The organism is Pseudomonadota bacterium (assembly GCA_037200975.1).
Taxonomy (GTDB): domain Bacteria; phylum Pseudomonadota; class Gammaproteobacteria; order Steroidobacterales; family Steroidobacteraceae; genus CADEED01.
In genome coordinates, this window is the sequence record JBBCGI010000001.1 from 2,360,569 (window position 1) to 2,385,441 (window position 24,873).

A 24,873-nucleotide genomic window follows, 5' to 3' on the forward strand; every position below is an offset into this window, starting at 1 on the left:
TGACGCGGCCGCGGGCCTACAATGCGCGCCCTTAACTCCTTGATCGCACGGTATTTCCTTGGGTTCAGCGGCAACATTTGACGTAATCGTCATCGGCGGCGGCCACGCAGGCACGGAAGCCGCGCTGGCGGCCGCGCGCATGGGTGCGCGCACCTTGCTGCTCACGCAGTCCATCGAGACGCTGGGGCAGATGAGCTGCAATCCGGCCATCGGTGGGATCGGCAAGGGACACCTGGTCAAGGAGATCGACGCGCTGGGCGGCGTGATGGCGCGCGCGGCCGATGCCGCCGCGATCCAGTCGCGCACGTTGAACGCCAGCAAGGGTCCCGCGGTGCGCGCCACGCGCACGCAGGCGGATCGTCAGCTCTACAAGGCGTTCGTGCGCCGCACGCTCGAGAACCAGCCGAACCTCACGTTGTTCCAGCAGGAGTGCGGCGATCTCATCGTCGAAGGCGACGCCGTGCGCGGGGTCGTCACCGTCACCGGCATTGAGTTCCGTGCGCCTTCGGTCGTGTTGACTGTCGGCACCTTCCTCGGCGGGCGTATCCACGTCGGGTTGGACAACTACGCGGGCGGCCGCGCCGGCGATCCGCCGTCTAACAAGCTCAGCGAGCGCCTGCGTGCGTTGCCGTTTCGCGTGGCGCGTCTCAAGACCGGGACGCCGCCGCGCATCGACGGCCGCAGCATCGACTATTCGCAGCTCGCAGCGCAGTACTCCGACGCGCCGCGTCCGGTGTTCAGCTATCTAGGCCGCGAAAGCGATCATCCCGCGCAGCTGCCGTGTCATATCACCGCGACCACGGAGCGCACCCACGAGATCATTCGTGCTGCCACCGATCGCTCGCCGATGTTCACTGGCAAGATCGAAGGCGTCGGCCCGCGTTACTGTCCGAGCGTCGAAGACAAGGTAGTCAGGTTTGCGGACAAGGCTTCGCACCAGATCTTCATCGAACCCGAAGGCCTCAATACCCACGAGGTGTATCCGAACGGCATCTCGACCAGCCTGCCCTACGACGTGCAGTACGAATTCGTGCGCACGATCAAGGGATTCGAGAATGCGCACATCACGCGGCCGGGCTATGCGATCGAATACGATTTCTTCGATCCGCGCGACCTCAAATCCTCGCTCGAGACGAAGGTGCTCGCGGGGCTGTTCTTCGCCGGCCAGATCAACGGCACCACGGGTTACGAGGAAGCCGCTGCGCAGGGCCTCATCGCCGGCATCAATGCGGCGCGTCTGGTGCGTGGCGCGGACGCATTCAGGCCGTCGCGCAGCGAGAGTTATGTCGGTGTACTCATCGACGACCTCGTCACGCGCGGTACACGCGAGCCGTATCGCATGTTCACCAGCAGGGCCGAACACCGCCTGCTGCTGCGCGAGGACAATGCGGATCTGCGGCTCACGCCGGCCGGCCGCGAGCTCGGCCTGGTGGACGACGAACGCTGGGCGTTTTTCGAAGCGAAGCGCGATGGCAGCGCGCGCGAGCTCGCGCGTTTTGAAACCACGCGGATCAAGGCCGCGGATATTCCCGCCGAGTGGCGCACGCGTGTGCTGGGCGATTCGGCGGTGCGCGATGTAGTTAGCGCGTTCGACCTGCTGCGCCGGCCGGAAGTCGGCTACGACCAGGTCATCGAATTGATCGGTGCGCCGGCCGCGAATGCCGACGACCGCATTGCCTCGCAGGTGCGCATCCAGCTCGAAGTCGCGGCGAAATATTCCGGCTATATCGAACGCCAGGAAGAAGAGATCGCGCGCCAGCGCCGCAACGAGGAAACGCGTTTGCCGGCGGACCTCGATTACATGCGCGTCGTGGGGCTGTCGAACGAAGTGCGGCAGAAGCTGGCGCAGGTTCGCCCGGACACGGTGGGCCAGGCGGCACGCGTCGCGGGCATCACGCCGGCGGCGGTTTCGATCCTGCTGGTGCATCTCAAGAAAATCAGCCGCGCTGCCTGATGGTCGCGTCGCTGTTTCGCACGCCGCTCCTCTGCGTATTACTCGCCACGGCAGCCATCGCGCTTGCCGGCTGCAGTCAGCGCGACAGCGCGAAGAACGCCGCAGGGGAATCCATCGTCGAGCTGCGCCGCGGCAACGGCCCGGATCCGGATTCGCTCGATCCGCACAAGGCGCGCGCCATGGAAGCCATGGTGGTGCTGCGGGATTTGTTCGAAGGGCTCACGCGCCTCGATCACGATGCCGCGCCGATTCCCGGTCAGGCGGCGAGCTGGACGGCGAGCGGCGACGGGCTCGTGTACACCTTCAAGCTGCGGCCGAACCTGCAATGGTCGAATGGGGATCCGCTCGTCGCGGAAGACTTCGCCGCGGGGCTGCGCCGGCTGGTCGATCCGCTTACCGCCTCGCAATATGCGCAGGTGGTCGACGTCATCAAGAACGCGCCCGACATCATTGCCGGCAAGAAGCCGGTCGCCGAACTCGGTGTTGCGGCGCCAGACGACATGACCGTCGTGATCACGCTGGAAACACCTGCGCCCTATCTACCGGGACTGATGGCACATCCCTCGACCGCGCCGCTGCACCGGCCGTCGCTCGCGCGGCTCGGCGATCGCTTCGCGCGCGCGGGCGAGCAGGTGTCGAACGGCGCCTTCGTGCTCAAGGAATGGCTGCAGGGCAGTTACATCCGCGCGGTTCGCAATACGCACTACTGGGGCAACGCGGCGAACAAGATCGATGCGGTCAAGTACCTGCAGATCGCCGACGAAAATGCGGAGCTGCGCGCGTACCGCTCGGGCGAGCTGCATTTCACGGCGGTGGTGCCGCGCGGGCAGTTCGACTGGATCGAGCAAAACCTCGGCAACGAGCTGCATATTTCGCCGCAGCTCACCATCTACTACTACGGCTTCAATCTCGATCGCGCGTTGTTCAAGGACCCCAAGGTCCGCAAGGCGCTGTCGATGGTGATCGACCGCGAACGCCTGGCGAACTCCGTGCTGCGCGTCGGCGAGTTGCCGGCCTACGGCTGGGTGCCTCCGGGGGTTTTCAACTACACGTCGCAGAGCGCCGATTACGCGAAGCAGCCGATCGCGGAACGCATCGTCACCGCGCGCAAGTTGTTAGGCGAGGCGGGTTACTCGCCCGCGAAGCCACTGCGGTTCGAGCTGCGCTACAACACCGGCGAAGTGCATGCCAAGGTGGCCGTGGCGGTTGCCTCGATGTGGAAGGAAGCGCTCGGCGTCGAAGCCCAGCTCACCGCGGTCGAGTTCAAATCGCTGATGCAGGATGTCGATCGGCGCGACGTCGACGTGTTCCGCTTCTCCTGGGTGGGCGACTACAACGATCCATACACGTTCCTGCAATATTTGAAGGGCGACTTCGGCATCAACCTGCCGCATTACAAGAGCGCGGCGTACGACGCGTTGCTAGCCGAGGCCTCGCGTCAAACCGATCTGACCCGGCGCCGCGACCTGCTCGAACAAGCCGAACGCGCCATGCTCGACGACCAGCCGCTGATCCCGATTTACTTCTACGTAAACAAGCACCTGGTGAAACCCGAGGTGCATGGCTGGTACGACAACGTCATGAACGTCACGTACTCGCAGGACCTGCAGTTGGTGTCAGGTGGGACTTCGGGGAACTAAGTCGGTGCCGGGTCGGACTTACGCGATGCCCGCAATTCTTGAAGCGAATTGCCTGCTCCCGTAAGTCCGACCCGGCACCGACTTAGTTCCCCGAAGTCCCACCTGACACCAAGGCCTCGTCCGACACGGCCGCGGCCGACCGTCCCTACACCGATCCGTCACGCCACCGACATTCAACCAACATGGCGTAAAGCGATGCTCTCCACACCCGGCACCCCGATGCGCCGCGGTTCAAGGAGCTCCCGTGAGAAACATGTCAGGTTTGTTCGCAGATTCCCGCGGCGCCTTCGTGCCGACGGAGTTCCAGGAGATGGTCGACGTCGCCGGATGTGCGCTCGACGAACAGCTCGAACAGCTGCATCGCCGTTACGCCGCCGCGAGCCGCGCCGCATCGAAGGCGCGTTTCGAGCTGGAATTGCTCGAAAACCGGGATGACGTTCCCGCTCACCTGCTCGCGCACGCCCAGCGCCAGCGCGCCGCGGCCGAGACCCGCAGCGCAGCGCTGCTGCGGGCCATCGACGCGCTCGAAGAACGGATGGAGGACGCCTGATGCGCCGCCATACGGCCGACGATTACCGGCGCGCGCTCTGCGCCGCGATCCAGGCGCGCGTTTCCGTTTCCATCACCGACAAGGGCAATGGGCCCGTGCCGAGGATCTGGTCGTGGAACGCGCGGATGTCGAAGCGATCGCCCAGCGCCTTCTCGGCCTCGGCGCGCAGCGCCTGGATCTTGAGCTGACCCAGCTTGTACGCCAGCGCCTGACCGGGCCATGAAATGTACCGGTCGACCTCGTTGGTGATGTCCAGCTCGTTCTTGCCGGTGTTCTGCTTGAAGTAGTAGATAGCCTGGTCGCGCGTCCAGTGCAGCTCATGCATGCCGGTGTCGACCACCAGGCGCACCGCGCGCCACATGTCGTAGTTCAACTGGCCGAACTTCGAAAAGTCGTCCTGGTACAGCCCGAGCTCGTAGCCGAGCTTCTCGGCGTACAGCGCCCAACCCTCGACGTACGCGTTGTACTGCGCGTTGCGGCGGAAATCCGGCAAACCCGTGAGCTCGTACTGCAGGGCGATCTGCAGATGATGCCCCGGTACGGATTCGTGCGCCGTGAGCGCCTCGACTTCCCACGTCGGCCGCGTCTCCGGCTTGTACAGGTTCACGTAGAAATTGCCCTGGCGGGAGCCGTCCAGTGACGGCGGCTGGTAGTAGGCCGTCGTGCTGCTGGGTGCGCTCGCCGCGGGAATGGGGCGGATGCCGAAGCTGCTTTTCGGCAGCTTGCCGAACAGCTTCGGCAGTTGCGGCTCGATGTCGCGCGCCGTCTTCGTGTACGCGGCCAGCAACTCATCCGACGTCTTGAAGTAGAAGCGCGGATCGTTGCGGATGAACCCCAGGAACTGGTCGAGCGTGCCGAGGAAGTTGATGCCCTCGAGCGTCTTCTCCATCTCGGCGCGGATGCGCTTCACTTCCTCGAGCCCGAGGTTGTGAATGGCCACCGCATTCATGTTGTCGATGGTGGTGTAGTAACGAATACGGTTGCGGTAGTACTCGCTGCCGGCCGGCGTCGCCCACACACCCACGTGATCGGCGTCGCGCGCGGCGGGTAGATAGGTGCCGCGCAGGTACGCGTCGAGGCGCTGGAACGCCGGGATCGCCACGGTCTGCACGGCGGCCTTGCCGGCGGCTTCGAGGCGTGCCTTGTTGGCGGCGTCGATGCTGGCGGGAATCTTCTTGAACGGCGCGTAGAACGGGCTCGCATCCGGTTCGACCAGCTGCGCCTGCACCTGTGCCAGAACCTTCTCGACGATGACCTTGGGCTGCGTGCGGCCTTCCGTCACGCCCTGGCCCAGCAACACGATCCACTGGTCGATGTAGATGCCGGATGCATTGAGGCGCGCAATCCAGTTGTCGTAGTCCTTGACCGTGGCGAACGGCGCGACCTCGGTGAGCTCGGCCAGCAATTGCGGTCCGGCGATGCTGCGGAATTCATACGCCTCGGGCTTGAACACCGACACGTCGATGCGGCCCTTGATCTCGCGATAAAACAGGTCGTAGTTGAGCTGCTCGGCCTTGTCGAGCTTTTCCTTGTTGATCTTGGTCAGTGCCTGCAGGCGCGGGAAGTTGCGCTTGTTGCGCTTGTCGATCCCTTCGAGGGACATGTCGGGCAATTTGTCGTCGTAGCGGTGGTCGCCGAGCTGGGTGGCAGTGATCGGATCGTCCGCCATGTCCTCCTGCCAGACCTGGTCGTAGATCTTCTGCAGCGGCGAAGGCTTCGGGGCTTTCGCGGCAAACGCGGTGCTGACGGCGAGCAACCCCACGAGGGGGACCAACAAGGCAACTTTAGTACGGCGCATAGTGCGCCGATTCTCAGCTACCCAAGCGTTGAGCGGCAAGAGGTTCTGCGCGCACGTGTCCCATGGCGGGCCGGAAACGCAGAAGCTGAACGTGGTCGACATGGGTATCGCTTGAAACCAGCTTCACATTCGTGTCGTTCAGGAACGCGGTCAGGAATGCGATGACGCCGTCGAATCTTTCGCGCCCGCCGGGTGTGTCCTGCACCTGGCCGACCACTTTGGCCTGCCAGTGCTGCGCGCGCGGTTCTACTTTGCGCAGCTCCGAGAAGCAGCGATCGAGCAGCAGCAGATCGGTCGAGAGGGTGGTGTCGGTCAGCTCGGGATCCTGCACACGGCCCGGCGGGCCGACGCGCAAATGCACCAGCGCACCCGATTCGAGCACCGCGTCGTACAGGCATAACGCGAACGTGGAATCGAGCCGGGCGACCAGCACGACGTCTCTTGTCACAACGTCGAAATGATCGGGCTCGACGGTGATTTCCGGAACGGGAGCTTCTGACACGGCGACCTGATACTAGAGGCTGTTTATGCCCAGCGCGCGCCCGCTTCTAGTGGCTGGCATCTCGCTGGCTTCCCCGGTGCGCGGATCATCGCAGAGTCGGCGCGCCATTCCCATGTCGCAGCGCGGCTACGTACGTATTTGGAGTCATTGGAGTTCGCGCCGGATTGGGGGCCCGGCGTATGATCTTCCGCGTTCGACCGATCGCGCTTTGAGGGGAAAAACATGTTTGAGTTCGGCAGTACCACCGCCGTCATCCTGGTCGTCATCTTCATCGTCACACTGGCGATCAAGACCCTGATCATCGTGCCCCAGGGTTTCGAATACACGCGCGAGCGGCTCGGCAAATTCTCCGAAAGCATGCCCCCGGGTCCCCACTGGCTGATCCCGTTTCTCGACAACGTGGGGCAGAAAATCAACATGATGGAGCAGGTGCTCGACGTTCCGCGCCAGGAAGTTATCACCAAGGACAACGCCATGGTGGCCATCGACGCGGTGGTGTTCTACCAGGTGCTCGATGCACCAAAAGCGGCTTACGAAGTGGCGAATCTGCGCCTCGCGATGGTGAATCTCACCATGACCAACATTCGCACCGTGGTCGGCTCCATGGATCTCGACGAAACGCTGTCCAAGCGCGACGAAATCAATCATCGCCTGCTCAAGGTGGTCGATGACGCCACCACGCCCTGGGGCGTGAAGTGCACGCGCATCGAGATCAAGGACATCACGCCGCCGGCCAACCTCATCGAGGCGATGGGACGGCAGATGAAGGCCGAGCGCGAAAAACGCGCCAACATCCTCGACGCCGAAGGTTTCCGCCAGGCGGCGATCCTCAAGGCAGAAGGCGAGAAGCAGGCCGTGGTGCTGGCCGCGGAAGGCAACAAGGAAGCCGCATTTCGCGAGGCCGAAGCGCGCGAGCGCCTGGCACAGGCGGAGGCGCGTGCTACACAAATGGTGTCTCAAGCCATTGCGGCAGGCGATGTGCAGGCCATCAACTACTTCGTGGCGCAGAAATACGTCGAGGCGCTGAAAGAGTTCGCGAATTCGCCGAACCAGAAGGTGTTCATGATGCCGATGGAATCTTCCGGCTTGTTAGGCGCGCTCGGCGGCATCGTCGAGCTCGCGAAAGACGCCATGCAGCGTCAGCCCAGCAACCTGCCGCCCGGCACGCCGGGCGCCGCGCGCCAGCCGCCGCCGCGCGTTTCGCAGACCTGAGATAGCCCGCATGCTCAACTCCCTCATGTATCTGCAGTGGTGGCACTGGATAGTGCTCGCGCTGTTTCTGGCGGCGGCCGAGGCGTTCCTCCCCGGGGCGGTTGCCATCTGGTTCGGTGCCTCTGCCGCGGTCATCGGCCTGCTGCTCATCGTCATCCCCATTCCGTGGCAGTACCAGCTCATCGGCTTCGCCGTGCTCGGCGTCGTGGCGATGCTGCTGTATCGCGGCTGGCGCGACAAACATCCGGATGTCGACGAACAGCCGAACCTCAACCTGCGCGGGCATCAGTACGTTGGCACCGAGCTCGTGCTCGTCGAACCCATCGAGCAGGGCTCGGGCAAGGCCAGGGTCGGTGACGGCGTCTGGAAAGTTGCCGGCCCCGAGCTGCCGGCAGGCGCGCGTGTACGCGTCACCGGGGTGAATGGCACCATCCTGACGGTGATCGCGATTTGAATCAGGGACGATTCGCTAGTTAGACGGCGCACCTGCGCCGCCGGAGGTAACCATGCTTTCCGTGCAGCAGTTGCTGGATCAGAAGCCCAGGGGCATCTTCTCGGTGATGCCCTCGGATCCCGTGCTCACCGCCATCAAGAAGATGGCCGAACACCACGTCGGCGCGTTGCTGGTGATGTCGGGCGACCGGCTCGCGGGCATCATTTCCGAGCGCGACTACGCGCGCAAGGTCGTGTTGCTGGGCCGCTCGTCCGAAGAGACGCGCGTCGAGGCGATCATGACTGCGAAAGTCGTCACGGTGACGCCACGCCAGGACGCACACGACTGCATGCGGCTCATGACCGACATGCGCATCCGGCATCTGCCCGTGATGAATGGCGATCGCGTCGTCGGCGTGTTGTCGATCGGCGACCTGGTGCGCGCGGTGATCGAGGAGCAGGAGCGCACGATCGCCGATCTCGAGACCTATATCCGCAGCTAGTGGTGGTGGTGCCGGGGTGCAATTCTCGTAATTGAGTCGCCGGTTGCTCAAGTACAAGCGGTCACTCAATTACGAGAATTGCACCCCGGCACCACTTCTCCCCGCCACCGCTTTCCTACTTGCGCCAGAAGCTCGGCGTGAACAGCACCAACACGCTGAAGATTTCAAGACGGCCGATCAGCATGGCGAGCGTACAGATCCAGGTCTGCGAATCGCTGAGGCTCGCGAAGTTGGTCGACGGGCCGACCTGGCCCAGTCCGGGACCTACGTTGTTGACCGAACCTACCGCCGCCGAGAACGACGACACGAGATCGAGACCGGTCGCCAGCAGCGCGAACGTCAGCACGAGGATCGTGCCGAAGTAGAGAAAAATGAACGCCAGCACGGAGTGCACCACGCGCTCGGGGATGGAAGCCCCACCGATGCGGATCGGAATCACCGCGCTCGGATGCACCAGTAGTTTGAGCTCGCGCCGCGCCTGCCGCACCAGCAGCAACGTGCGGAACATCTTGATGCCGCCACCGGTCGAGCCCGTGCTGCAGGTGATGCAGCTCAGGAACAGCAGCCATACCGGCAGAAACGCCGGCCACTTCTCATAGTCTTCCGTCACGAACCCGGTGGTCGTCGCGATGGATACCACGTTGAAGATCGAGTGCCGAAAGCCTTCGATTTCGCTGGGATACGTGCCGTTGGCCCACAGCAAGGTGGATACCAGCACCACCGAACCGCCCAGCACCACCAGCACCGCCTTGCCCTCGGAATCCGTCTTGTACGGCTGCAGCGAGATGTTCCGGAAGGCCAGAAAGTGGCGCGAAAAATTCAACGCCGCCACCACCATGATGACGATCAGCACGATCTCGATCGGAAACGAATCGAAGTAGCCCACGCTCACGTCATGCGTGGAAAACCCGCCGAGTCCGATCGCCGAGAAACAATGGCAGATCGCATCGAACCAGGTCATGCCCGCGACCCGCAACGCGACGATCCCCGCGGCGGTCAGCACCAGGTACGTGAACCACAACGCCTTGGCGGTCTCCGTGATGCGCGGCGTGAGCTTCTCGTCCTTCACCGGGCCCGGCGTTTCCGCCTTGTACAACTGCATGCCGCCGACGCCTAACAAAGGCAACACCGCCACCACCAGCACGATGATGCCGATACCGCCGATCCAGTGCAGCAGGTGGCGCCACAGGTTGATCGACTGCGGCAGATCGTCGAGGTGGCTCAGGATGGTCGAGCCGGTGGTCGTGAGGCCCGACATCGCCTCGAAGTACGCGTCGGTGAAGGTCAGATTCGGCAGCGCCATCATCAAGGGGATCGTGGCCGAGCCCGACATCAGCACCCACGACAGCGTGACCAGCAGGAAGCCGTCGCGCGGCTTCAACTCGCGGCGAAAGCGCCGCGTCGCCGCCGCCAGCGCGAGGCCGATGAACGCGTTGATCAGCCCGGCCGCGACGAAGTCCATCACCGCGCCATCCTGCACGCCGAGCGACCAGGCGATGGGCAATAGATAGAGCAGGCCGAAAAAGGCCATCATGAGCCCGAGCAGGTGCGCGACAGCTAACAAGCTTGCGCTCCGGGTCGCTTCAACGGCCGCCCGGGCCCGAGAACAGGCGCTCCACCTGCTCGACGTGGCGCCGGTCCGAGAGGAACACGATCACGTGATCGTCGTTCTGGATCATCGTGTCGTGGTGCGCGATCAGCACCGTGTCGCCGCGCACGACGGCGCCGATGGCCGAACCATCCGGCAGCGGGATGTCCCCCACCAGACGGCCGACCACGCGCGAAGTCTTGTCCGTGCCATGCACCACGGCTTCCAGCGCTTCGGCCGCGCCGCGCCGCAACGAGTGCACGCGCACCACGTCGCCGCGCCGCACGTGCGCCAGCAGCGAACCGATGGTTATGGTCTGCGGCGAAATCGCGATGTCGATGCTGCCGCTTTCCATGAGCTCGGCGTACGACGGTTTGTTGATCAGCGCCATCACCTTCTTCGCCCCCAGCCTCTTGGCCAGCATGGCGGAAAGGATGTTGGCCTCCTCGGAATTCGTCAGCGAGGCGAACACGTCGCAGCTGTCGATGTTCTCCTCGATCAGCAGCTCTTCGTCCGCGGCGTCGCCGTTCAGCACGATGGTGTTGAGCAGCAGCTCAGAAACGCGCCGCGCGCGCTTCGGATCGCGCTCGATGAGCTTGACCTGGTTCGTCTCCTCGAGGCTGCGCGCCAGTGACAGGCCGATGTTGCCGCCGCCTGCGATGACCACGCGCCGCGCCGGCGCCTCTTCCTTGCGGATCTCGCTCATGAACTTGCGGATGTCGTCGCGCGCGGCGATGAAGAACACTTCATCATTCTCTTCGATGACGCTTTCACCCGTTGCGATCATGCTGCGCCCGGCGCGGTAGATAGCCACCACGCGCGCCTCGGTGTTCGGATGATGCTCCTTGAGCTTGCTGAGCTTCTGCCCGACCAGCAATCCGCCCTTGCGGGCGCGTATGCCCACCAGTCGCACGCGGCCGTCGGCGAAATCCAGCACCTGCAACGCGCCCGGGTACTTGATGAGCTGCGCCACGTATTCGGTGACCAGCTGCTCGGGGCTGATCCACACGTCCACCGACAGTGCCTCGTCGGCAAACAACTTCGGATGTTTCGTGTATTCGGACGAGCGGATGCGCGCGATCTTGGTACGCGTGCGATACAGCGTGTACGCGACTTCGCAGGCCATCATATTGACCTCGTCGCTCGAGGTCAGCGCGACGATGATGTCGGCCGATGCGCAACCGGCGGCTTCGAGCACCGAAGGGTAGGCGGCGTTGCCGGCGACCGTGCGGATGTCGAGGCGATCCTGCAGGTCGCGCAACACCTCTTCGTTGGTGTCGACGACCGTGACCTCGTTCGATTCTTCCCGCGACAGGTGGTATGCCGCAGTGCGCCCGACCTGGCCGGCGCCGAGTATCACGATCTTCATGGGGCCGGTATTGTATTGGTGCCGGGTGGGAAATATGGGAATTAGTAGACGTTCGCCCCGGCGGGCAGCTTCCCTCCGAAACTATCCCCGCATGGCACGGTCGCATCCTTTACAGGAGGCGCGTCATGAAACACGGCCTGGGAATGGGATTCGCCCTGCTGCTCTGCGCGGTCGCGCAGGCTGCTGATCCTCCAAAACCGCCAGTCGTACTGCCGGCTGCCAAGCCGCTCGCTCTCAAGATTGGCGACATCCGCAAGTACATGACCCCGCAAGAATATCTCGCGGCGATCAACGCTCCCGATGCGGACAAGACCGAAGTCGTCGTGGAAGGCGCGCGCGTGACGCCGAAGCTGAAGTCGGAGCTGCCCGTGCCCGGGGGTTTGGGCTCGCTCTGGTACGCGGCCCGAAATCCGCTGCGGAGCTGGAGAATCTTCCTGCCCGACCTGAATGCGCCGCCGGCTGAGCCGCTTTACGACGTTGTGCCGCCGCCTATCTTTCGCTGGGGGCCGTAGGAAGAGTTGGTGTCAGGTGGGAGTTACGGGAACTGGCGCGCGAGGCGTCTGCAATGGGCACGCCGACGAAGCTAGTTCCCGTAACTCCCACCTGACACCAACCCTACCGCTGCGCGTTGATGGAATCCCGCAGATCGGTCGCCGCCTTGCGCGCGGCCTCGGCGAAGTTCGCGCCGGAACTCGCGTAAAGAATTGCACGTGACGAGCTGATCACGAGACCAGTGCCGGCTGCGGTCTTGCCCGCCGCCATCACCTTCGCCACATCGCCGCCCTGCGCGCCGACACCCGGCACCAGGAACGGCAGGTCACCGACGCGCTTGCGGATGTCGGCCAGCTCTTCCGGGTAAGTCGCCCCGACCACCAGCATGCAATTGCCCGCGGAATTCCAGTCCTTCGCGACCGTCTCGGCCACGTGCTGGAACAGCTTCTTGTCCGGGCCGACAGTCAGGTCCTGAAAATCCTTCGCGCCCGGATTGCTGGTGCGGCACAGGATGATCACGCCCTTGTCCTCGTGCTTGAGGAACGGCTCCACCGAATCGCGGCCGAGATACGGGTTCACCGTTACTGCATCCGCGCCGTACCGTTCGAATGCTTCCTGCGCGTATTGCTCGGCCGTGCTGCCGATATCACCGCGTTTGCTGTCGAGGATGACGATCGCATTCGGGCAGGTCGACTTGATGTAGTCGATGGTGTGCTCGAGCTGGTTCTCCGCCGAATGCGCCGCGTAGTGCGCGAATTGCGGCTTGTACGCGCACACGAGATCCCGCGTGGCGTCGATGATCGCCTTGTTGAATTGGTAGATGCTGCCTGGCGCATCGCGAAACTCATCCGGAAACTTGCGCGGCTCGGGATCGAGCCCGATACACACCAGCGAATTGGCGGCCTGCCACGAGGCGCGCAGTTTTTCCGCGAAGGTCATCTAACTACCTCCAGATACTCGAGCATCATGATCTTGACACCGAGCGACGAGAAGTTCACCTGGATGTTCGCCTGTGGTCCGTGGCCTTCCACCTTCAGGATGACGCCCTCGCCGAATTTCTTGTGCCGCACGCGCGCGCCGAGCTTGACGCCCGGCGCCAGCTCTTCGATCGGCGCCTTGAAACGCCCCGCGGCCACCGGCCGTGAGATCTGGATACGCGGCCGGATCTCCTCGATCAGATCCTCGGGGATCTCCGAGATGAACCGCGACGGCGTGCCGAAACTGTCCATGCCATGCAGCCGCCGCTGCTCGGCATACGTCAGGAACAGCTGTTTCATCGCGCGCGTCGCGCCGACGTAGCAGAGCCGCCGTTCCTCTTCCAGGCCTTCCGGGTCGTTCAGCGAACGTTGGTGCGGGAACAATCCATCTTCCAGGCCGGACATGAACACGATGGGGAATTCCAATCCCTTGGCCGTGTGCAGCGTCATCATCTGGATGCAGTCTTCCCAGGCTTCCGCCTGGCCCTCGCCGGATTCCAGCACCGCGTGCGACAGGAACGCCTCGAGCGGCGGCAGCGTCTCTTCATCGCTGTTCGCGCCATCCGGCTCGAACCCGCGCGCCGCGGACACCAGTTCGTTCAGGTTCTCGACCCGCGCTTCGCCGCGATCCGAGGCCTTTTCCTTCTTGTGGTGCTCGACGAGCCCGGAGTTGTTGATCACGTGATCGACCTGCTCGTGCAGCTCGAGGCCCGCGATGTCCCGGCCGAGCTGTTCCACCAGCTGCAGGAATCCGTTGACCGCGGATTCCGCCTTCGCGCCCAACGCACCGTTGGCGATGCAGGTCGCCGCCGCATCCCACAACGAAGTGCTCGCCACCTTGGCCTGCTCGCGCACGATGTCGAGCGACCGCGCGCCGATTCCGCGCGTCGGGAGATTGACCACACGCTCGAACGACGCGTCATCGGCGTGATTCGTGATCACGCGTAGATAGGCGAGCGCATCCTTGATTTCCGCCCGCTCGAAGAACCGCAGCCCGCCGTACACCTTGTAAGGCATGCGCGCGTTCATGAACACCTCTTCGAACACGCGCGACTGCGCGTTCGAGCGGTACAGGATCGCCACATCGCGCCGCAATCCGCCCTGGTTCACCCATTCGCGGATCCGGTTCATCACGAATTCCGCTTCGTCGCGCTCGTTGAACGCGGCATACAGCTTGATGCGTTCGCCGTCCGTGCCCTCCGTCCACAGGTTCTTGCCGAGGCGGCCCGTGTTGTTCGAAATGAGCTGGTTTGCGGCCTTGAGGATGTTGCCGGTGGAGCGGTAGTTCTGTTCCAGGCGGAACAGCTTCGCCGCCGGGTAGTCCTTCGAAAAGCGCGTGAGGTTTTCCACCCGCGCGCCGCGCCAGCGGTAGATCGACTGGTCGTCGTCACCCACCACGAAAGGTGCGCCGTCCTGCCCCGCGATGAGCAGCGCCCAGGCGTACTGGATGGCGTTCGTGTCCTGGAATTCGTCGATCAGCACGTGTCTGAAGCGGTGCTGATAATGCTTGAGCAGCGAAGGATTCTTGAGCCACAGCTCGTACGCGCGCAGCAGCAGCTCCGCGAAATCCACCACGCCCGTGCGCTGGCACTGCGCTTCGTATTCCGCGTAAATCTTGATGAGCTGCTTGCGCGTCGGGTCGCCGGCGTCTTTCATGACCGGCGGACGAATACCTTCGTCCTTGTTGTGATTGATGAACCACTGGATCTCGCGCGGCACCCAGCGCGCTTCATCGAGCTCCATCGCCCGCACGATCTTCTTGATCAGCCGCAGCTGATCTTCCCCGTCGAGGATCTGGAAACCCTGCGGCAGGCCCGCGTCGCGCCAATGCAGGCGCAGCAGCCGGTGCGCGATGCCATGGAACGTGCCCACCCACATCGCATTGCCCGGAATGCCGAGCAGTTTCTCGATGCGCTGGCGCATCTCGAGCGCGGCCTTGTTCGTGAACGTCACCGCGAGGATCGAGTGCGGCGACGCGCCCTCATTCTGGATCACCCAGGCGATGCGATGGATGAGCACACGCGTCTTGCCCGAGCCCGCGCCGGCGAGTACGAGCACCGGCCCCACGGGCGCGGAGACCGCGGCGCGCTGGGCGTCGTTGAGCGAGGCGAGAATCGGGGAGAGTTCCATGGGGGCGCGGATTATATGGGGACCGCCCCGAATTTTCCGTCTGGAAAATTGGGTTTGTTTCCCATGCAAAGAATATCCGATTCGATACGCGCGGGTGTCCCCGCGGGCCGAAGCATCGGCCCTGGCGCTCAGGGCGTCGGTGGGTTTTCCGCTTGCGCGTCGAGTTCCTTCTTGTTCGGCGCGATGATCTTCTCGTCGAAGTACTCGAGGATCGCGGCGACCAGCGCCAGGAACACCGGTCCGACGACGATGCCGATCGTGCCGAACGCGCCGATGCCGCCGACCACGCCGACGAACACCATGAACGCCGATACCGGCGCGTAACGCGCCACCAGGATCGGGCGCAGGAAGTTGTCCGACGTCGATACGACCACTCCCCAGACGAGCATGAAGACCGCCATTCCCCATCTACCCGACGCCGCGAGAAACAGGAAACCCGGGATCCAGACGATGGCCGCGCCGCCCGCGGGCAACAGGGCGAGGATCGCCGCCAGCACGCCGAACACCACCGGTGACGGCAGGCTCGCGATCGCGAAGCCGATTCCAACCAGGATGCCCTGCAGGATGGCCGTCAGGCCGATGCCGTAGAACACGCCGCGCGTGACGCTCGCCAGGTGGTTGAACAGCTGCTCGCGATGTTCCTCCGGCACCGGGATCAACCGCTGAAAGCGCAGGAACATGCCGCGCCCGTCGCGGAACATGAAGAAGAGCAGGAACAACATGAGGAAGAAACCGATCAGCGCCCCCAGCGCCGAGAGCGCCACTCCGCCGCTGACGGCGGCGACGTTCTTCAGCACCGTCTGCGTTGCGTTGGCCAGCCACTGCTGCAGATCCGCGCCGCTCACCGACATCTCTTCATTGGCGTATTTCGCCACGGGCCCGATGACGGGGTACGTCTCAAGCCTCGCCAGCAACGTGGCGTCGAAGTGGAGGTCCTTCTCCTGTACGAACGCGATCAGCGCGCGCGCCTGGTTCGCAAACACGACGCCCAGGAAGGCCAGCGGCGTGAGGATCGCGAACGGCGTGATGCCGGTGAGGATGCCCGCGGACCATCCGGCGCGGCCCTTCAGCTTGCGCGTGAGCCAGACGTGTACGGGATAGAGGATGAAAGCCAGGAAGATCGCCCAGGCCAATGCGCCGGATATCGGCTGGAGCACGAGCAACAGGCCGTAGCCGACGAGAGCCGCCAGCACCACGAAAAAGGCTTTTGTGTAGAACTCCACGGGGATCCTTGCGGAGCAAAATCTGTGGGCACACTTATATATGTGAGGGGAGAGGGCGGTCTATAGCGTCTGACGCGAGAGGCCGCTGGGGCGCTAAACCAGCCCGCACGTTCGCGCCGCTGTTCGCGCCCAAACACGACGCAAGACCGCTTTCGAACCACCCGTGGCAGGGCAATATTGCCGAGCGCGGAGCCGCACATTTGCCACGCGGAACTTTCCTGTCTAACTAATGGATAGCGCGTGGAGAAGATGAGTTCATCGTTCATGCTCGTCATGAGCGCGGTCCCGCCGGACCGTCGCCGTGAACCGGCGGTCCGCCGCTCGCACGGTCACGCGTCCCAGCGGGCGGAAATTCGCGTGCCCTGACCTGCACATCCGCCTACTATCGGATCGACGGCATGACCGACCTGCTCCTCACAACCCTGCCCAAAGTGCTGCTGCCGGCGCTGGCCATCGTGGTGCTGCTGTTCGTGGCGAAGCGTAGAGGTTTTTCACTCGCGGAAGACCTGGGCCTGCGCAAACCCGAGTGGAAGTTCGCCGCCTTCTTCCTGATTCTCTGGGTTTGCCTGATCGCGCTCGAGGAGAGTGTCACCAGGGGCATGGCCGGCGCCGGCATCAAAGTCTGGCCCGCGTACCCGGCACTCATTCTCTTCCTGCGCATCCTCGCGATCGGTGTCCTTGGCCCCATCGCCGAGGAGCTGGTCTTTCGCGGCCTTTTCCTGCGCATGCTCGGCCGTACGCGCGTCGGTATCTATGGCGCGATCCTGATCACCGCCGCCCTCTGGTCGATCATCCATTTGCAGTACGCACCGATTTTGCTCGCGATCATCTTCATCGACGGCCTGGCGCTCGGCCTCGCGCGCCACTTCACCAAATCGCTGTACGTGCCGATCGCCATGCATATCCTTGGCAATCTGTTCTCGATCTATCAATCTCTCTCTCCCTGACGCGTGTCACAACAATTCGACTCCCGGAGAAACCACTTGAAGCCCATGCTGCTCGCGATCGCCGCCTTCGGCCTGACGACAACCGCCGCGCTCGCGGCTGACAAGCCCAAATCCAGCGCCGTCGAATACCTGAGTTCTGAGCAGACACTGAAAGCCAACCTGCCTTTCTCGGAGGCGGTGCGCGTCGGCAACACGCTCTATCTATCGGGCGTCATCGGCTTCACTCCGGGAACCCGTACCCTGGTGCCCGGCGGCATAGAAGGCCAGACCCGGCAGGTGATGGAGACCATCAAGACGGTTCTCGAGCGCAACGGTTCCTCGCTCGATCACGTCGTCAAATGCACCGTGATGCTGGCGGACATGTCCGAGTGGGCGAAGATGAACGCGATTTACGTCACGTACTTCACGAAACATTTCCCGGCGCGCAGTGCGCTCGGCGTCAACGGTCTCGCGCTCGGTGCGCTGGTTGAAGTCGAATGCATCGCGACCGTGGGCGATGCGGGCTGAGGCGACGGCGGTGCACAACCCCTACGCACCGCCCGAAGCAAAGGTTTCGGATCTGGAATCGGTGGCGCCCGGCGCGCCGATCAGCTCTGCAAAGCTCTACACGCATCAACAGATCGGCGTGGCCGCGTTTCTCGGTTCGTTTCTCGCCGCGTCCTGGTTTTACGCCCAGAATCTGGTGGCCATCGGTCAGCCGGAAAAGAAGGCCAAGGCGCTTTGGGTCGGGGTCTTCGCAACAGTTGCGATGATGGGTATCGCTTACATGCTTCCCGACAGGGTGCCCGCGGTCGTCTTTTCGGTCGTGGCGCTCATCTCGGCACGCGCGTATGCGGAGATGAATTTTCGCAAGATCGTGGGAGAACATCTCGCGGCCGGCGGGAAGCGCGGCTCCTGGTGGGTGGTTGTCGGTGTCAGCCTGCTGTTCGTGCTCGCGATTCTTGCCGTCGTCTTCGCCATTACCTGGTTCATCATGTCCAACGACGTCCTGGGTCTGGCGGAGTAAACATGTTCGATCTGCGCGGCAAGGTGGCCATCGTGACCGGCGGCAACGGCGGCATCGGGCTCGGCATGGCGCGTGGGCTCGCGAAGGCCGGCGCACGCATCGTCGTCGCCGCACGTAATACGGAGAAATCCGCGGCGGCGGTGGCCGAGCTGAAAACGCTCGGTTCGGACGCACTCGCCTTTGCGGTCGACGTCACGGACAAGAATTCCGTGGACAGTCTCTTCAGCCAGGTCCAGGAACGCTGCGAACGTATCGATATTCTCGTCAACAATGCCGGGTTGAACATCCGCAAGCCGGTGCAGGATCTCGCGCTCGAAGAGTGGCGGCAGGTCCTCGACACCAATCTCACCAGCGCCTACCTTTGCTGTGCCGCCGCCTATCTACCGATGAAGCAGGCGAAGTCCGGCAAGATCATCAATATAGGCTCGATGCTGTCGATCTTCGGCGCGGGTTTTGCGCCGGCGTATGGCGCCAGCAAGGGCGGGGTCGTGCAGCTCACCAAATCCCTGGCGGCCGGCTGGGCGGCGGACAACATCCAGGTGAACGCCATCCTTCCGGGCTGGATCAATACGGACCTCACGCGAAAAGCGCGTTCCGAGGTTGCGGGACTGCACGAGCGGGTGCTCGCGCGCACCCCGGCCGCACGCTGGGGCGACGCCGTGGATTTCGAGGGGATCGCCGTATTTCTGGCGAGTGCGGAGTCCGACTTCATCACCGGAACCGCAATTCCCGTTGACGGAGGCTATTCTTCCGCCGCCTAACTAAGTAAATTGCTGCCGGAGGGACGTGCGAACGCAGGAGCGGAGAACACATGGACAGGATCGCGGAACTCGATGGCGAGCTGAGCAGGATCTTCAGCAATTTCGAGGCGCTGGCCGACGAGCTCGAATTCGAGAGAGTTTGCGAATTGAGCGAAGACGCCGAAGTCGACAAGCAGGACTACGCCGGCATCTACAAGATCGATATTCGCGTCACGGGCAAACACGAAACGTTTGAAAGCTGGGCGGAGTGGTTCTGCGCCGAGTGGGTCAGGCCGGAATACAAGATGGGGTTCGTTCCGAACCCGAGGGCGGGCCGACTGAAGGCTCATACCGAGCTTGGCGAGTGGGTTCCGATATACATCGGGAAGGCGAGTTCGATTGCGGGACGGATCAGGCAGCATTTGAACTACAAGCTCAGCCAGCCGACAACGGCTCTCAAGATAAGAGAGCGAAAAAACATGGCCGCCCATCGATTCCGCTTGAGCACCATCAAACTCGAAGTTGAAAACTACGACTTGATCATGCCGCGGATCGAGAGCGCGCTGCGCGACAAGTACAATCCCATTCTCGGGCGCCAGTAAGACGCCTGCTCCGTCGCGGTGCCGACTCCAGCGCCAAACAACCCTGCGCCGCGGGCGGCACTTTCCGCTCGTCAACGCCGGTTGGCCGGTGCAATATCGGGCATGGATTTTCCGACGCTGCAGGATGTGATCGGCCGGCTGCGCGAAGCGGGTGGCTTCGGCGATGGCGTCGACGTGGGCCCGCCATGGGAAGGCGTCGAGAAACTCGCCGCCAGCGGCGCGACGGCCGAAGAAAAGCTCGCCGCGTCACTCGCCGTGTTGTCCTCACTGGCCGAAGCGGTGGACAACACCAGCTGGAAAGATGCGTCGAAGTGGCAACTCGCGCGGCGCGTCGAAACCCTGAAAGGCAGCGGCGCCTTCTCGCCCGAATGCGAAGCTTCCGCCGTTGCGTTCTTCGAAGACGAATCCCGCTTCTGGACCGAACTCGGTTTGCTGTACAAGAAAGTCGTGACGGCGACTAGCTAGCTGAAAGCCGGACCCGATCGTTTCCGGATACCTGTCAAGCCTTGGCGGGTGCCCGCGCAGGCTCGGCCGGCCGCGCGCGCATCGTGCCGAGGAATGACCCCGCGATCACCAGCGGGAATCCGATCAACATGCCCACCGTCAGCGGCTCGTTGAGTACCAGCGCACCGAGCGTGATCGCCACTGCCGGATTCACGTACGTGATCACTGTTGCGCGCGAGGGCCCGACTTCCGCAATCAACGCGAAAAACACCATGAACGCACCGGCGGTGCAGAACACACCGAGGCCGACCACCGACCAAGCGGCCGTCGCCGAAACCTTGTCCGGCCACAGGAACGGGGCAAACGGCACATATATAAGAGTGGCCACGATCATCGATGCGGCGATCACCCCGATCGCCGGGACGTCCTTGAGCTTGCGGTCGACGATGATCGGGCCGATCGCATAACACAGCGACACCACGATGATGGCGGCGACGGCGAGGTAATCCGAGAAGTGGATGTCGAGCCCTACCAGCAGTGCAACCCCCGTGAAACCGAGCACCAATCCGAATATCCGCCGCGGTTCGAGCTTCTCGTGACCGAGCCTGGTCACGATCACCGCGGCAAACAGCGGCACGACCGCGATCAGGAGTCCCGCGGTCGAGCTGTTCAAACGCGTCTCGGCATGGCCGAGCAGCAACCACGGCACGCTGATCTCGATCAAGGTGAACGCGATCAACCACTTCCACCTGGCGAACGCCGGGGCGAGTGCATGGCGATGCCAGGCAACCGGCAGCAGCAGCAGCGCACCCATGAGCGTGCGTGTACCTGCCATCACGAGCGGATCGATCTCCTGCACCGCGATGCGGATCAAAAGATAGGGCATGCCCCAGAGCAGGCCCAGGGCGAGAAACAATATCCAGCCGCGCTTTGACATCGCGCGATTGTAGAGAACCGTGCCGCCGCCCGTGGCGAACCATGACCAAGAAGTTCTTGTGCAGGCAACAGTATCGCTAACGTGATGCGTGTTCCGCTTCTGCCGGCGGCCGGACCCGGTACCATCACCAGCTCAATGATCGCAGACGTCACCATTCGCCTCGCCCGCCTCGCCGATGCCGCTGAAATCGCGGTCATGTCGCGCGACTACATCGAGCGCGGCCTGCCATGGACCTGGACCGAAGACCGTATCGCGCGCGCCATCGTCGACCTGGAAACCAACGTGGCGGTGGTCGGCGATTCCGGCGCGGTGACCGCCTTCGGCATCATGTTTCACACCCTCGAGGACGCACACCTGTTGCTGTTCGCGGTGCGCAGATCGCAGCAGCGCAAGGGCGTCGGCAGTGCGCTGCTGCACTGGCTGGAAGAGGTTGCGCGCAACGCCGGCGCGAAGAAGATCCGCGTCGAGTGTCTGAGCAAGAACCGCCCCGCGCGGTTGTTCTACTCCGAGCACGGATATCACGAGCTCTCGATCACGCGGCAGATGTACCGCGGCATCGCCGATGGTATTCACCTGGAAAAGTGGCTGCGGACCGAACAGGCCTGAGACCGCTGCGTTCGTGCGCCGCGATTGCGCGGAAATCCGCGTCAATGAATTCGACGTGTGCGATTGAAGAAAGCGTCCGCCCGGGTGATGCTCACCGGCACATGAGCTTCGAATATGTTTCTGTCGCCGATGCAATCGAGCGGCCCGGCCTGCGCATGGTGGTGGTAGGCAAGGTGCCGAGTCCCTGGGGAGAAGCGGCCAAGGGTGTTTTCCACGTCAAACGTATCCGCTGGTCCGCCGTGCGTCTGGTGTACGACGATCCCGCGCTGGCGAAATGGGCAGGGCAACTGACGGGTCCGGTAGCCGTCTACGACGACGAAGCTCCGCGCTCGGGATGGGAAGAAATCCTGACGCTCGCCGAGCGCCTGCAACCGGATCCACCGCTGCTTCCGACGGACACCGGACTTCGCGAACAGGTATTGCTGCTGTCGCAGAAATTCTGCGGCCAGGACGGTCTCGGCTGGTTCCGCCGATTGCAGATGGTTCACGCCGGCCTGTCGAAGAACGGCGGCTTCAACGAACGTGTCGCCGCATATCTCGGCCAGAAATACGGCTACGATCCGGCGCGTGTTGCCGAGAACGGCGCGCGTGTCCGCACTTTGTTAGGCGAATTCGCAGCCCTGCTCAAAACCCGGCGGCCGGCCGGCGAGCCTTACTATTTCGGCGATGTGCCGACCGCCGCCGACATCTACAGCGCCACGTTCATGGCGTTCTTCAGTCCATTGCCTGGGCATCAATGCACGATGCACCCCGGCACCCGCGCGGCATTCGAGCTCGTCGACGATGAAACACGGGCGGCGGTGGATCCCGCGCTGCTCGCACACCGGGACATGATGTACGCGCGGCATCTCGAGCTGCCGTTGTCGCTCTAACTGCCGCGCGCCTCGCCCAGCGCCCAGTCGACGAAGGTACGCACCACCGGCCGCCGGAAATGCGCGGGCGGGGCAGTCAGGTAATAACTCCACGGCGCCATCCAGTTCTCCTGCGTGACGCGCACCAGCTGGCCGCGCGCGAGCAGCGGCGCCACGTGCGGCGCGCGCCCGATGGCGATCCCCAGCCCCGCGACCGCCGCGCCTATCAACACGATCGAATCGCTGAACTGCGGCCCGCGACCGACGGACGCGGTCGACAACCCGGCGCGCTCGAACCAGCCACGCCAGCCCAGCCACGGCTGCTCCGGGTTGGCATCCGTGTCGTGCAACAGCGGGTAGTCGGCGAGCGCGGCGAGGTTGTCCGGCATGCGCCCGCCGCCGAACAATTGCGGGCTGGCGACCGGAAACAGCTCCTCGCGGCACAACAGCTCACCCTGCAGTCCGCGGCCCGGCGCCGGCGCGAAGCGGATCGCGAGGTCGATGGCGTCGCGGCGGAAATCCATGAGTTGGCGCGAAGTGCGCAGCACGATGTCGATGCGCGGCGCGCAGACGCGAAAGCGATGCAGCCGCGGCAGCAGCCAGCCATTCGCGAACGCCGCGAGCGTGGTGATGGTCAACACGCCATCGGCGCGTTTGGCGCGCAGGCGGGTGGTCGATTCGCCGAGCAGGTCGAACCCCGCCGACAGCTCGGGTAGATAGTCCCGGCCCTGGTCGGTAAGCACGAGTCCGCGCGCCAGCCGCTGGAAGAGATCGGTGTCGAGATACTGTTCGAGCCGGCGCACCTGCTGGCTGACCGCGGCGGCGGACACGCGCAGCTCCGCGGCCGCGGCCACGAAGCTGCCCAGCCGGGCGGAGGCTTCGAAAGCACGCAGGGCATTGAGTGGCGGCAGGCGGCGCATCCAGCGCAAGAATAACTTAGCCTCAGCGAAAAACCTTGCGTGTCGCGCATTTCCGGCAGCGGCCCGATACTGCGCAGCCAGACTACCGCGGGGAACACGCATGCACCTGTTCGACTATCTCGATTCCGGCAACGGCTACAAGGTGCGCCTGCTGCTCGCGCAGCTCGGCCAGAAATACGACTGGACCGACGTGGACATCGACAAGGGGCTGACGCGCACGCCGGAGTTCCTCAAGCGCAATCCAAACGGACGCATCCCGACGCTCGAGCTCGACGACGGCACCAACCTGGCCGAATCCAACGCCATCATGTGGTACCTGGCCGAAGGTTCGCGCTTCGTGCCGGCGACGCAGCTCGGCCGCGCGCAGGTGCTGCAGTGGATGTTCTTCGAGCAGTACAGCCACGAGCCGTACGTCGCCACGCCTCGCTACCTGATGCGGCATTTTCCGGCCGACCACCCGCGCCGCGCCGAGATTCCCGCGCGCCTGGAGAAAGGCCGGGCCGCATTCGCCGTGATGGAACAGCACCTCGCCACGCGCGACTTCTTCGTGGACGACCGTTACACCATCGCCGACATTGCGTTGTATGCGTATTCACATGTCGCGCCGGACGGTGGTCACGATCTCACTCCCTATCCACACGTGCGCAAGTGGTTAGAGCGCGTCGCGGCGCAACCCGGCCACGTAGTGCTGCTGCACAAGCCGGCGTGAGGGAAAGCGCGCGCGTGGCGCGGATGGCGCTGGAATCACGATGTCGTCCCGGTCGTCCCACGGGTGACCGCCGCCCGGCGCGCGCACGCCGGAACCCGGGTGGCTGAGGTGGAGCGCGCCCACACCGGGCAGTGACTTATCCGGGCGTCGCCACCCGGAGACGGGTCAGAATGGGCCGCGATGCGGTTACTATCGCGTGGTCGCGCCCGGCAGACCACCCATACTCTTGCGGGCCCGATACGTACCCGGGCGCCAGAGGGATTCATGCGGAAACTCCTGTTACTGAACTCCGCGCAGCAATTCGCGGACTTCGCGTTGCTGCTGCTGCGAGTGTTCGTGGGAATTTTCCTGATCTGGGGTGTCTGGGATAACGTGGCGAGCAGCGAACGCATGCACGAATTCGCGGAATTCCTGCGCAAACATCGCTTTCCGAGCCCCGGGATCCTGGCGCCTGTTTCCGTGTACCTGCAGCTCGCGATCGGTGCCGGGTTCATCCTGGGGATGTTCACGCGCTGGGCCGGCATTTTCTGCGCCCTCAACTTCGCCATCGCCATCGCCATGGTCGATCGCTTCGAAGGCATGCGCGGCGTGTTCCCGTCGGGTTGCCTGGTCTTCATCGGCCTGTATCTGGCGACCCATGGCGCCGGCCGTTTCTCGGTCGATGCGGCACTGCGCGCCAACGACATGCCGCGCTCAAATGGCGGAGTGCGCCTCAAGCTGTAGGCCGGCCAAGGCCCGGGA

Annotated in this window: 26 protein-coding genes; 17 read left to right on the forward strand and 9 right to left on the reverse strand. The window is 63.8% G+C overall.

Translation table 11 applies throughout. The features are described 5' to 3' along the window. Window positions 1-58 precede the first annotated feature (58 nt). The 3 genes from mnmG to WDO72_10585 all read left to right on the forward strand — a co-directional run bounded on the left by mnmG (window position 59) and on the right by WDO72_10585 (window position 4,144). The gene (gene mnmG, locus WDO72_10575) at window positions 59-1,954 is read left to right on the forward strand and encodes a tRNA uridine-5-carboxymethylaminomethyl(34) synthesis enzyme MnmG (GenBank protein ID MEJ0086119.1); all 1,896 of its coding nucleotides are present in this window, start codon (window positions 59-61) and stop codon (window positions 1,952-1,954) included. Then, on the forward strand, window positions 1,954-3,594 hold the full coding sequence (locus WDO72_10580; GenBank protein ID MEJ0086120.1) for a peptide ABC transporter substrate-binding protein: 1,641 nt from the start codon (window positions 1,954-1,956) through the stop codon (window positions 3,592-3,594). Before mnmG ends, WDO72_10580 begins: the two co-directional genes overlap by 1 nt. 244 nt (window positions 3,595-3,838) lie before the next feature. Then, the gene (locus WDO72_10585) at window positions 3,839-4,144 is read left to right on the forward strand and encodes a hypothetical protein (protein ID MEJ0086121.1); all 306 of its coding nucleotides are present in this window, start codon (window positions 3,839-3,841) and stop codon (window positions 4,142-4,144) included. Between the two features lie 22 nt (window positions 4,145-4,166). On the opposite strand, the gene WDO72_10590 is transcribed toward WDO72_10585, so the two are convergent. After that, window positions 4,167-5,921, reverse strand: a complete 1,755-nt coding sequence (locus WDO72_10590; GenBank protein ID MEJ0086122.1) for a DUF885 domain-containing protein — start codon at window positions 5,919-5,921, stop codon at window positions 4,167-4,169. Between the two features lie 34 nt (window positions 5,922-5,955). Then, on the reverse strand, window positions 5,956-6,444 hold the full coding sequence (locus WDO72_10595; protein ID MEJ0086123.1) for a hypothetical protein: 489 nt from the start codon (window positions 6,442-6,444) through the stop codon (window positions 5,956-5,958). A gap of 222 nt (window positions 6,445-6,666) precedes the next feature. Here WDO72_10595 and WDO72_10600 point away from each other — a divergent pair, with 222 nt between their 5' ends. Genes WDO72_10600 through WDO72_10610 form a run of 3 tightly spaced genes read left to right on the forward strand, consistent with a single transcriptional unit; the run spans window position 6,667 to window position 8,591 of the window. After that, window positions 6,667-7,656 carry an SPFH domain-containing protein gene (locus WDO72_10600; protein MEJ0086124.1) on the forward strand — a complete coding sequence of 330 codons (990 nt, stop codon included), beginning with the start codon at window positions 6,667-6,669 and terminating at the stop codon, window positions 7,654-7,656. A gap of 10 nt (window positions 7,657-7,666) precedes the next feature. After that, window positions 7,667-8,110, forward strand: a complete 444-nt coding sequence (locus WDO72_10605; protein ID MEJ0086125.1) for an NfeD family protein — start codon at window positions 7,667-7,669, stop codon at window positions 8,108-8,110. 52 nt (window positions 8,111-8,162) lie between these two features. Then, window positions 8,163-8,591: a CBS domain-containing protein gene (locus WDO72_10610; GenBank protein ID MEJ0086126.1), complete on the forward strand. Its 429-nt coding sequence runs from the start codon at window positions 8,163-8,165 to the stop codon at window positions 8,589-8,591. Between the two features lie 115 nt (window positions 8,592-8,706). Here WDO72_10610 and WDO72_10615 read toward each other — a convergent pair whose 3' ends face one another. After that, window positions 8,707-10,155, reverse strand: a complete 1,449-nt coding sequence (locus WDO72_10615) for a potassium transporter TrkG (GenBank protein MEJ0086127.1) — start codon at window positions 10,153-10,155, stop codon at window positions 8,707-8,709. 19 nt (window positions 10,156-10,174) lie between these two features. Continuing rightward, entirely contained in the window at window positions 10,175-11,548 is a 1,374-nt protein-coding gene (trkA, locus tag WDO72_10620; protein ID MEJ0086128.1) for a Trk system potassium transporter TrkA, read from the reverse strand. 125 nt (window positions 11,549-11,673) lie between these two features. On the opposite strand from trkA, the gene WDO72_10625 reads away from it, so the two are divergent. Beyond that, window positions 11,674-12,060, forward strand: a complete 387-nt coding sequence (locus WDO72_10625; protein ID MEJ0086129.1) for a hypothetical protein — start codon at window positions 11,674-11,676, stop codon at window positions 12,058-12,060. A 103-nt stretch (window positions 12,061-12,163) separates the two neighbouring features. Here WDO72_10625 and pyrF read toward each other — a convergent pair whose 3' ends face one another. The 3 genes from pyrF to WDO72_10640 all read right to left on the reverse strand — a co-directional run bounded on the left by pyrF (window position 12,164) and on the right by WDO72_10640 (window position 16,370). Continuing rightward, entirely contained in the window at window positions 12,164-12,979 is an 816-nt protein-coding gene (pyrF, locus tag WDO72_10630) for an orotidine-5'-phosphate decarboxylase (GenBank protein ID MEJ0086130.1), read from the reverse strand. Then, complete coding sequence (uvrD, locus tag WDO72_10635) at window positions 12,976-15,147, reverse strand: DNA helicase II (protein ID MEJ0086131.1); 2,172 nt, start codon at window positions 15,145-15,147, stop codon at window positions 12,976-12,978. The genes pyrF and uvrD overlap by 4 nt, the downstream gene beginning before the upstream one ends. Window positions 15,148-15,275: 128 nt before the next feature. Next, on the reverse strand, window positions 15,276-16,370 hold the full coding sequence (locus tag WDO72_10640; GenBank protein MEJ0086132.1) for an AI-2E family transporter: 1,095 nt from the start codon (window positions 16,368-16,370) through the stop codon (window positions 15,276-15,278). 398 nt (window positions 16,371-16,768) lie between these two features. Between WDO72_10640 and WDO72_10645 the strand changes: the two genes are divergently transcribed. The 6 genes from WDO72_10645 to WDO72_10670 all read left to right on the forward strand — a co-directional run bounded on the left by WDO72_10645 (window position 16,769) and on the right by WDO72_10670 (window position 20,130). Continuing rightward, the gene (locus WDO72_10645; GenBank protein ID MEJ0086133.1) at window positions 16,769-17,317 is read left to right on the forward strand and encodes a CPBP family intramembrane glutamic endopeptidase; all 549 of its coding nucleotides are present in this window, start codon (window positions 16,769-16,771) and stop codon (window positions 17,315-17,317) included. A gap of 45 nt (window positions 17,318-17,362) precedes the next feature. Then, window positions 17,363-17,824, forward strand: a complete 462-nt coding sequence (locus tag WDO72_10650; protein MEJ0086134.1) for a Rid family detoxifying hydrolase — start codon at window positions 17,363-17,365, stop codon at window positions 17,822-17,824. Further along, complete coding sequence (locus WDO72_10655; protein MEJ0086135.1) at window positions 17,775-18,323, forward strand: hypothetical protein; 549 nt, start codon at window positions 17,775-17,777, stop codon at window positions 18,321-18,323. The genes WDO72_10650 and WDO72_10655 overlap by 50 nt, the downstream gene beginning before the upstream one ends. 2 nt (window positions 18,324-18,325) lie before the next feature. Continuing rightward, window positions 18,326-19,084 (forward strand): glucose 1-dehydrogenase, encoded by a 759-nt coding sequence (locus tag WDO72_10660; protein ID MEJ0086136.1) that lies wholly within the window; start codon window positions 18,326-18,328, stop codon window positions 19,082-19,084. 50 nt (window positions 19,085-19,134) lie between these two features. Next, a complete protein-coding gene (locus tag WDO72_10665) occupies window positions 19,135-19,665 on the forward strand; it encodes a GIY-YIG nuclease family protein (protein ID MEJ0086137.1) in 531 nt (176 codons plus the stop codon). Window positions 19,666-19,767: 102 nt separating this feature from the next. Further along, window positions 19,768-20,130, forward strand: coding sequence for a hypothetical protein (locus tag WDO72_10670; GenBank protein ID MEJ0086138.1), 363 nt, complete (start codon window positions 19,768-19,770; stop codon window positions 20,128-20,130). A gap of 34 nt (window positions 20,131-20,164) precedes the next feature. Here the strand turns inward: WDO72_10670 and WDO72_10675 are convergent, their stop codons facing one another. Next, window positions 20,165-21,046, reverse strand: a complete 882-nt coding sequence (locus WDO72_10675; protein ID MEJ0086139.1) for a DMT family transporter — start codon at window positions 21,044-21,046, stop codon at window positions 20,165-20,167. 84 nt (window positions 21,047-21,130) lie between these two features. Here WDO72_10675 and WDO72_10680 point away from each other — a divergent pair, with 84 nt between their 5' ends. Together WDO72_10680 and WDO72_10685 are read left to right on the forward strand one after the other, a co-directional pair. After that, window positions 21,131-21,652 carry a GNAT family N-acetyltransferase gene (locus WDO72_10680; GenBank protein MEJ0086140.1) on the forward strand — a complete coding sequence of 174 codons (522 nt, stop codon included), beginning with the start codon at window positions 21,131-21,133 and terminating at the stop codon, window positions 21,650-21,652. 101 nt (window positions 21,653-21,753) lie between these two features. Then, complete coding sequence (locus WDO72_10685) at window positions 21,754-22,524, forward strand: hypothetical protein (GenBank protein ID MEJ0086141.1); 771 nt, start codon at window positions 21,754-21,756, stop codon at window positions 22,522-22,524. Here the strand turns inward: WDO72_10685 and WDO72_10690 are convergent. Further along, entirely contained in the window at window positions 22,521-23,423 is a 903-nt protein-coding gene (locus WDO72_10690; GenBank protein ID MEJ0086142.1) for a LysR substrate-binding domain-containing protein, read from the reverse strand. The genes WDO72_10685 and WDO72_10690 overlap by 4 nt on opposite strands. A gap of 100 nt (window positions 23,424-23,523) precedes the next feature. On the opposite strand from WDO72_10690, the gene WDO72_10695 reads away from it, so the two are divergent. Together WDO72_10695 and WDO72_10700 are read left to right on the forward strand one after the other, a co-directional pair. Continuing rightward, the gene (locus tag WDO72_10695; protein MEJ0086143.1) at window positions 23,524-24,132 is read left to right on the forward strand and encodes a glutathione S-transferase family protein; all 609 of its coding nucleotides are present in this window, start codon (window positions 23,524-23,526) and stop codon (window positions 24,130-24,132) included. 264 nt (window positions 24,133-24,396) lie between these two features. After that, on the forward strand, window positions 24,397-24,855 hold the full coding sequence (locus tag WDO72_10700) for a DoxX family protein (protein ID MEJ0086144.1): 459 nt from the start codon (window positions 24,397-24,399) through the stop codon (window positions 24,853-24,855). Window positions 24,856-24,873 lie beyond the last annotated feature (18 nt).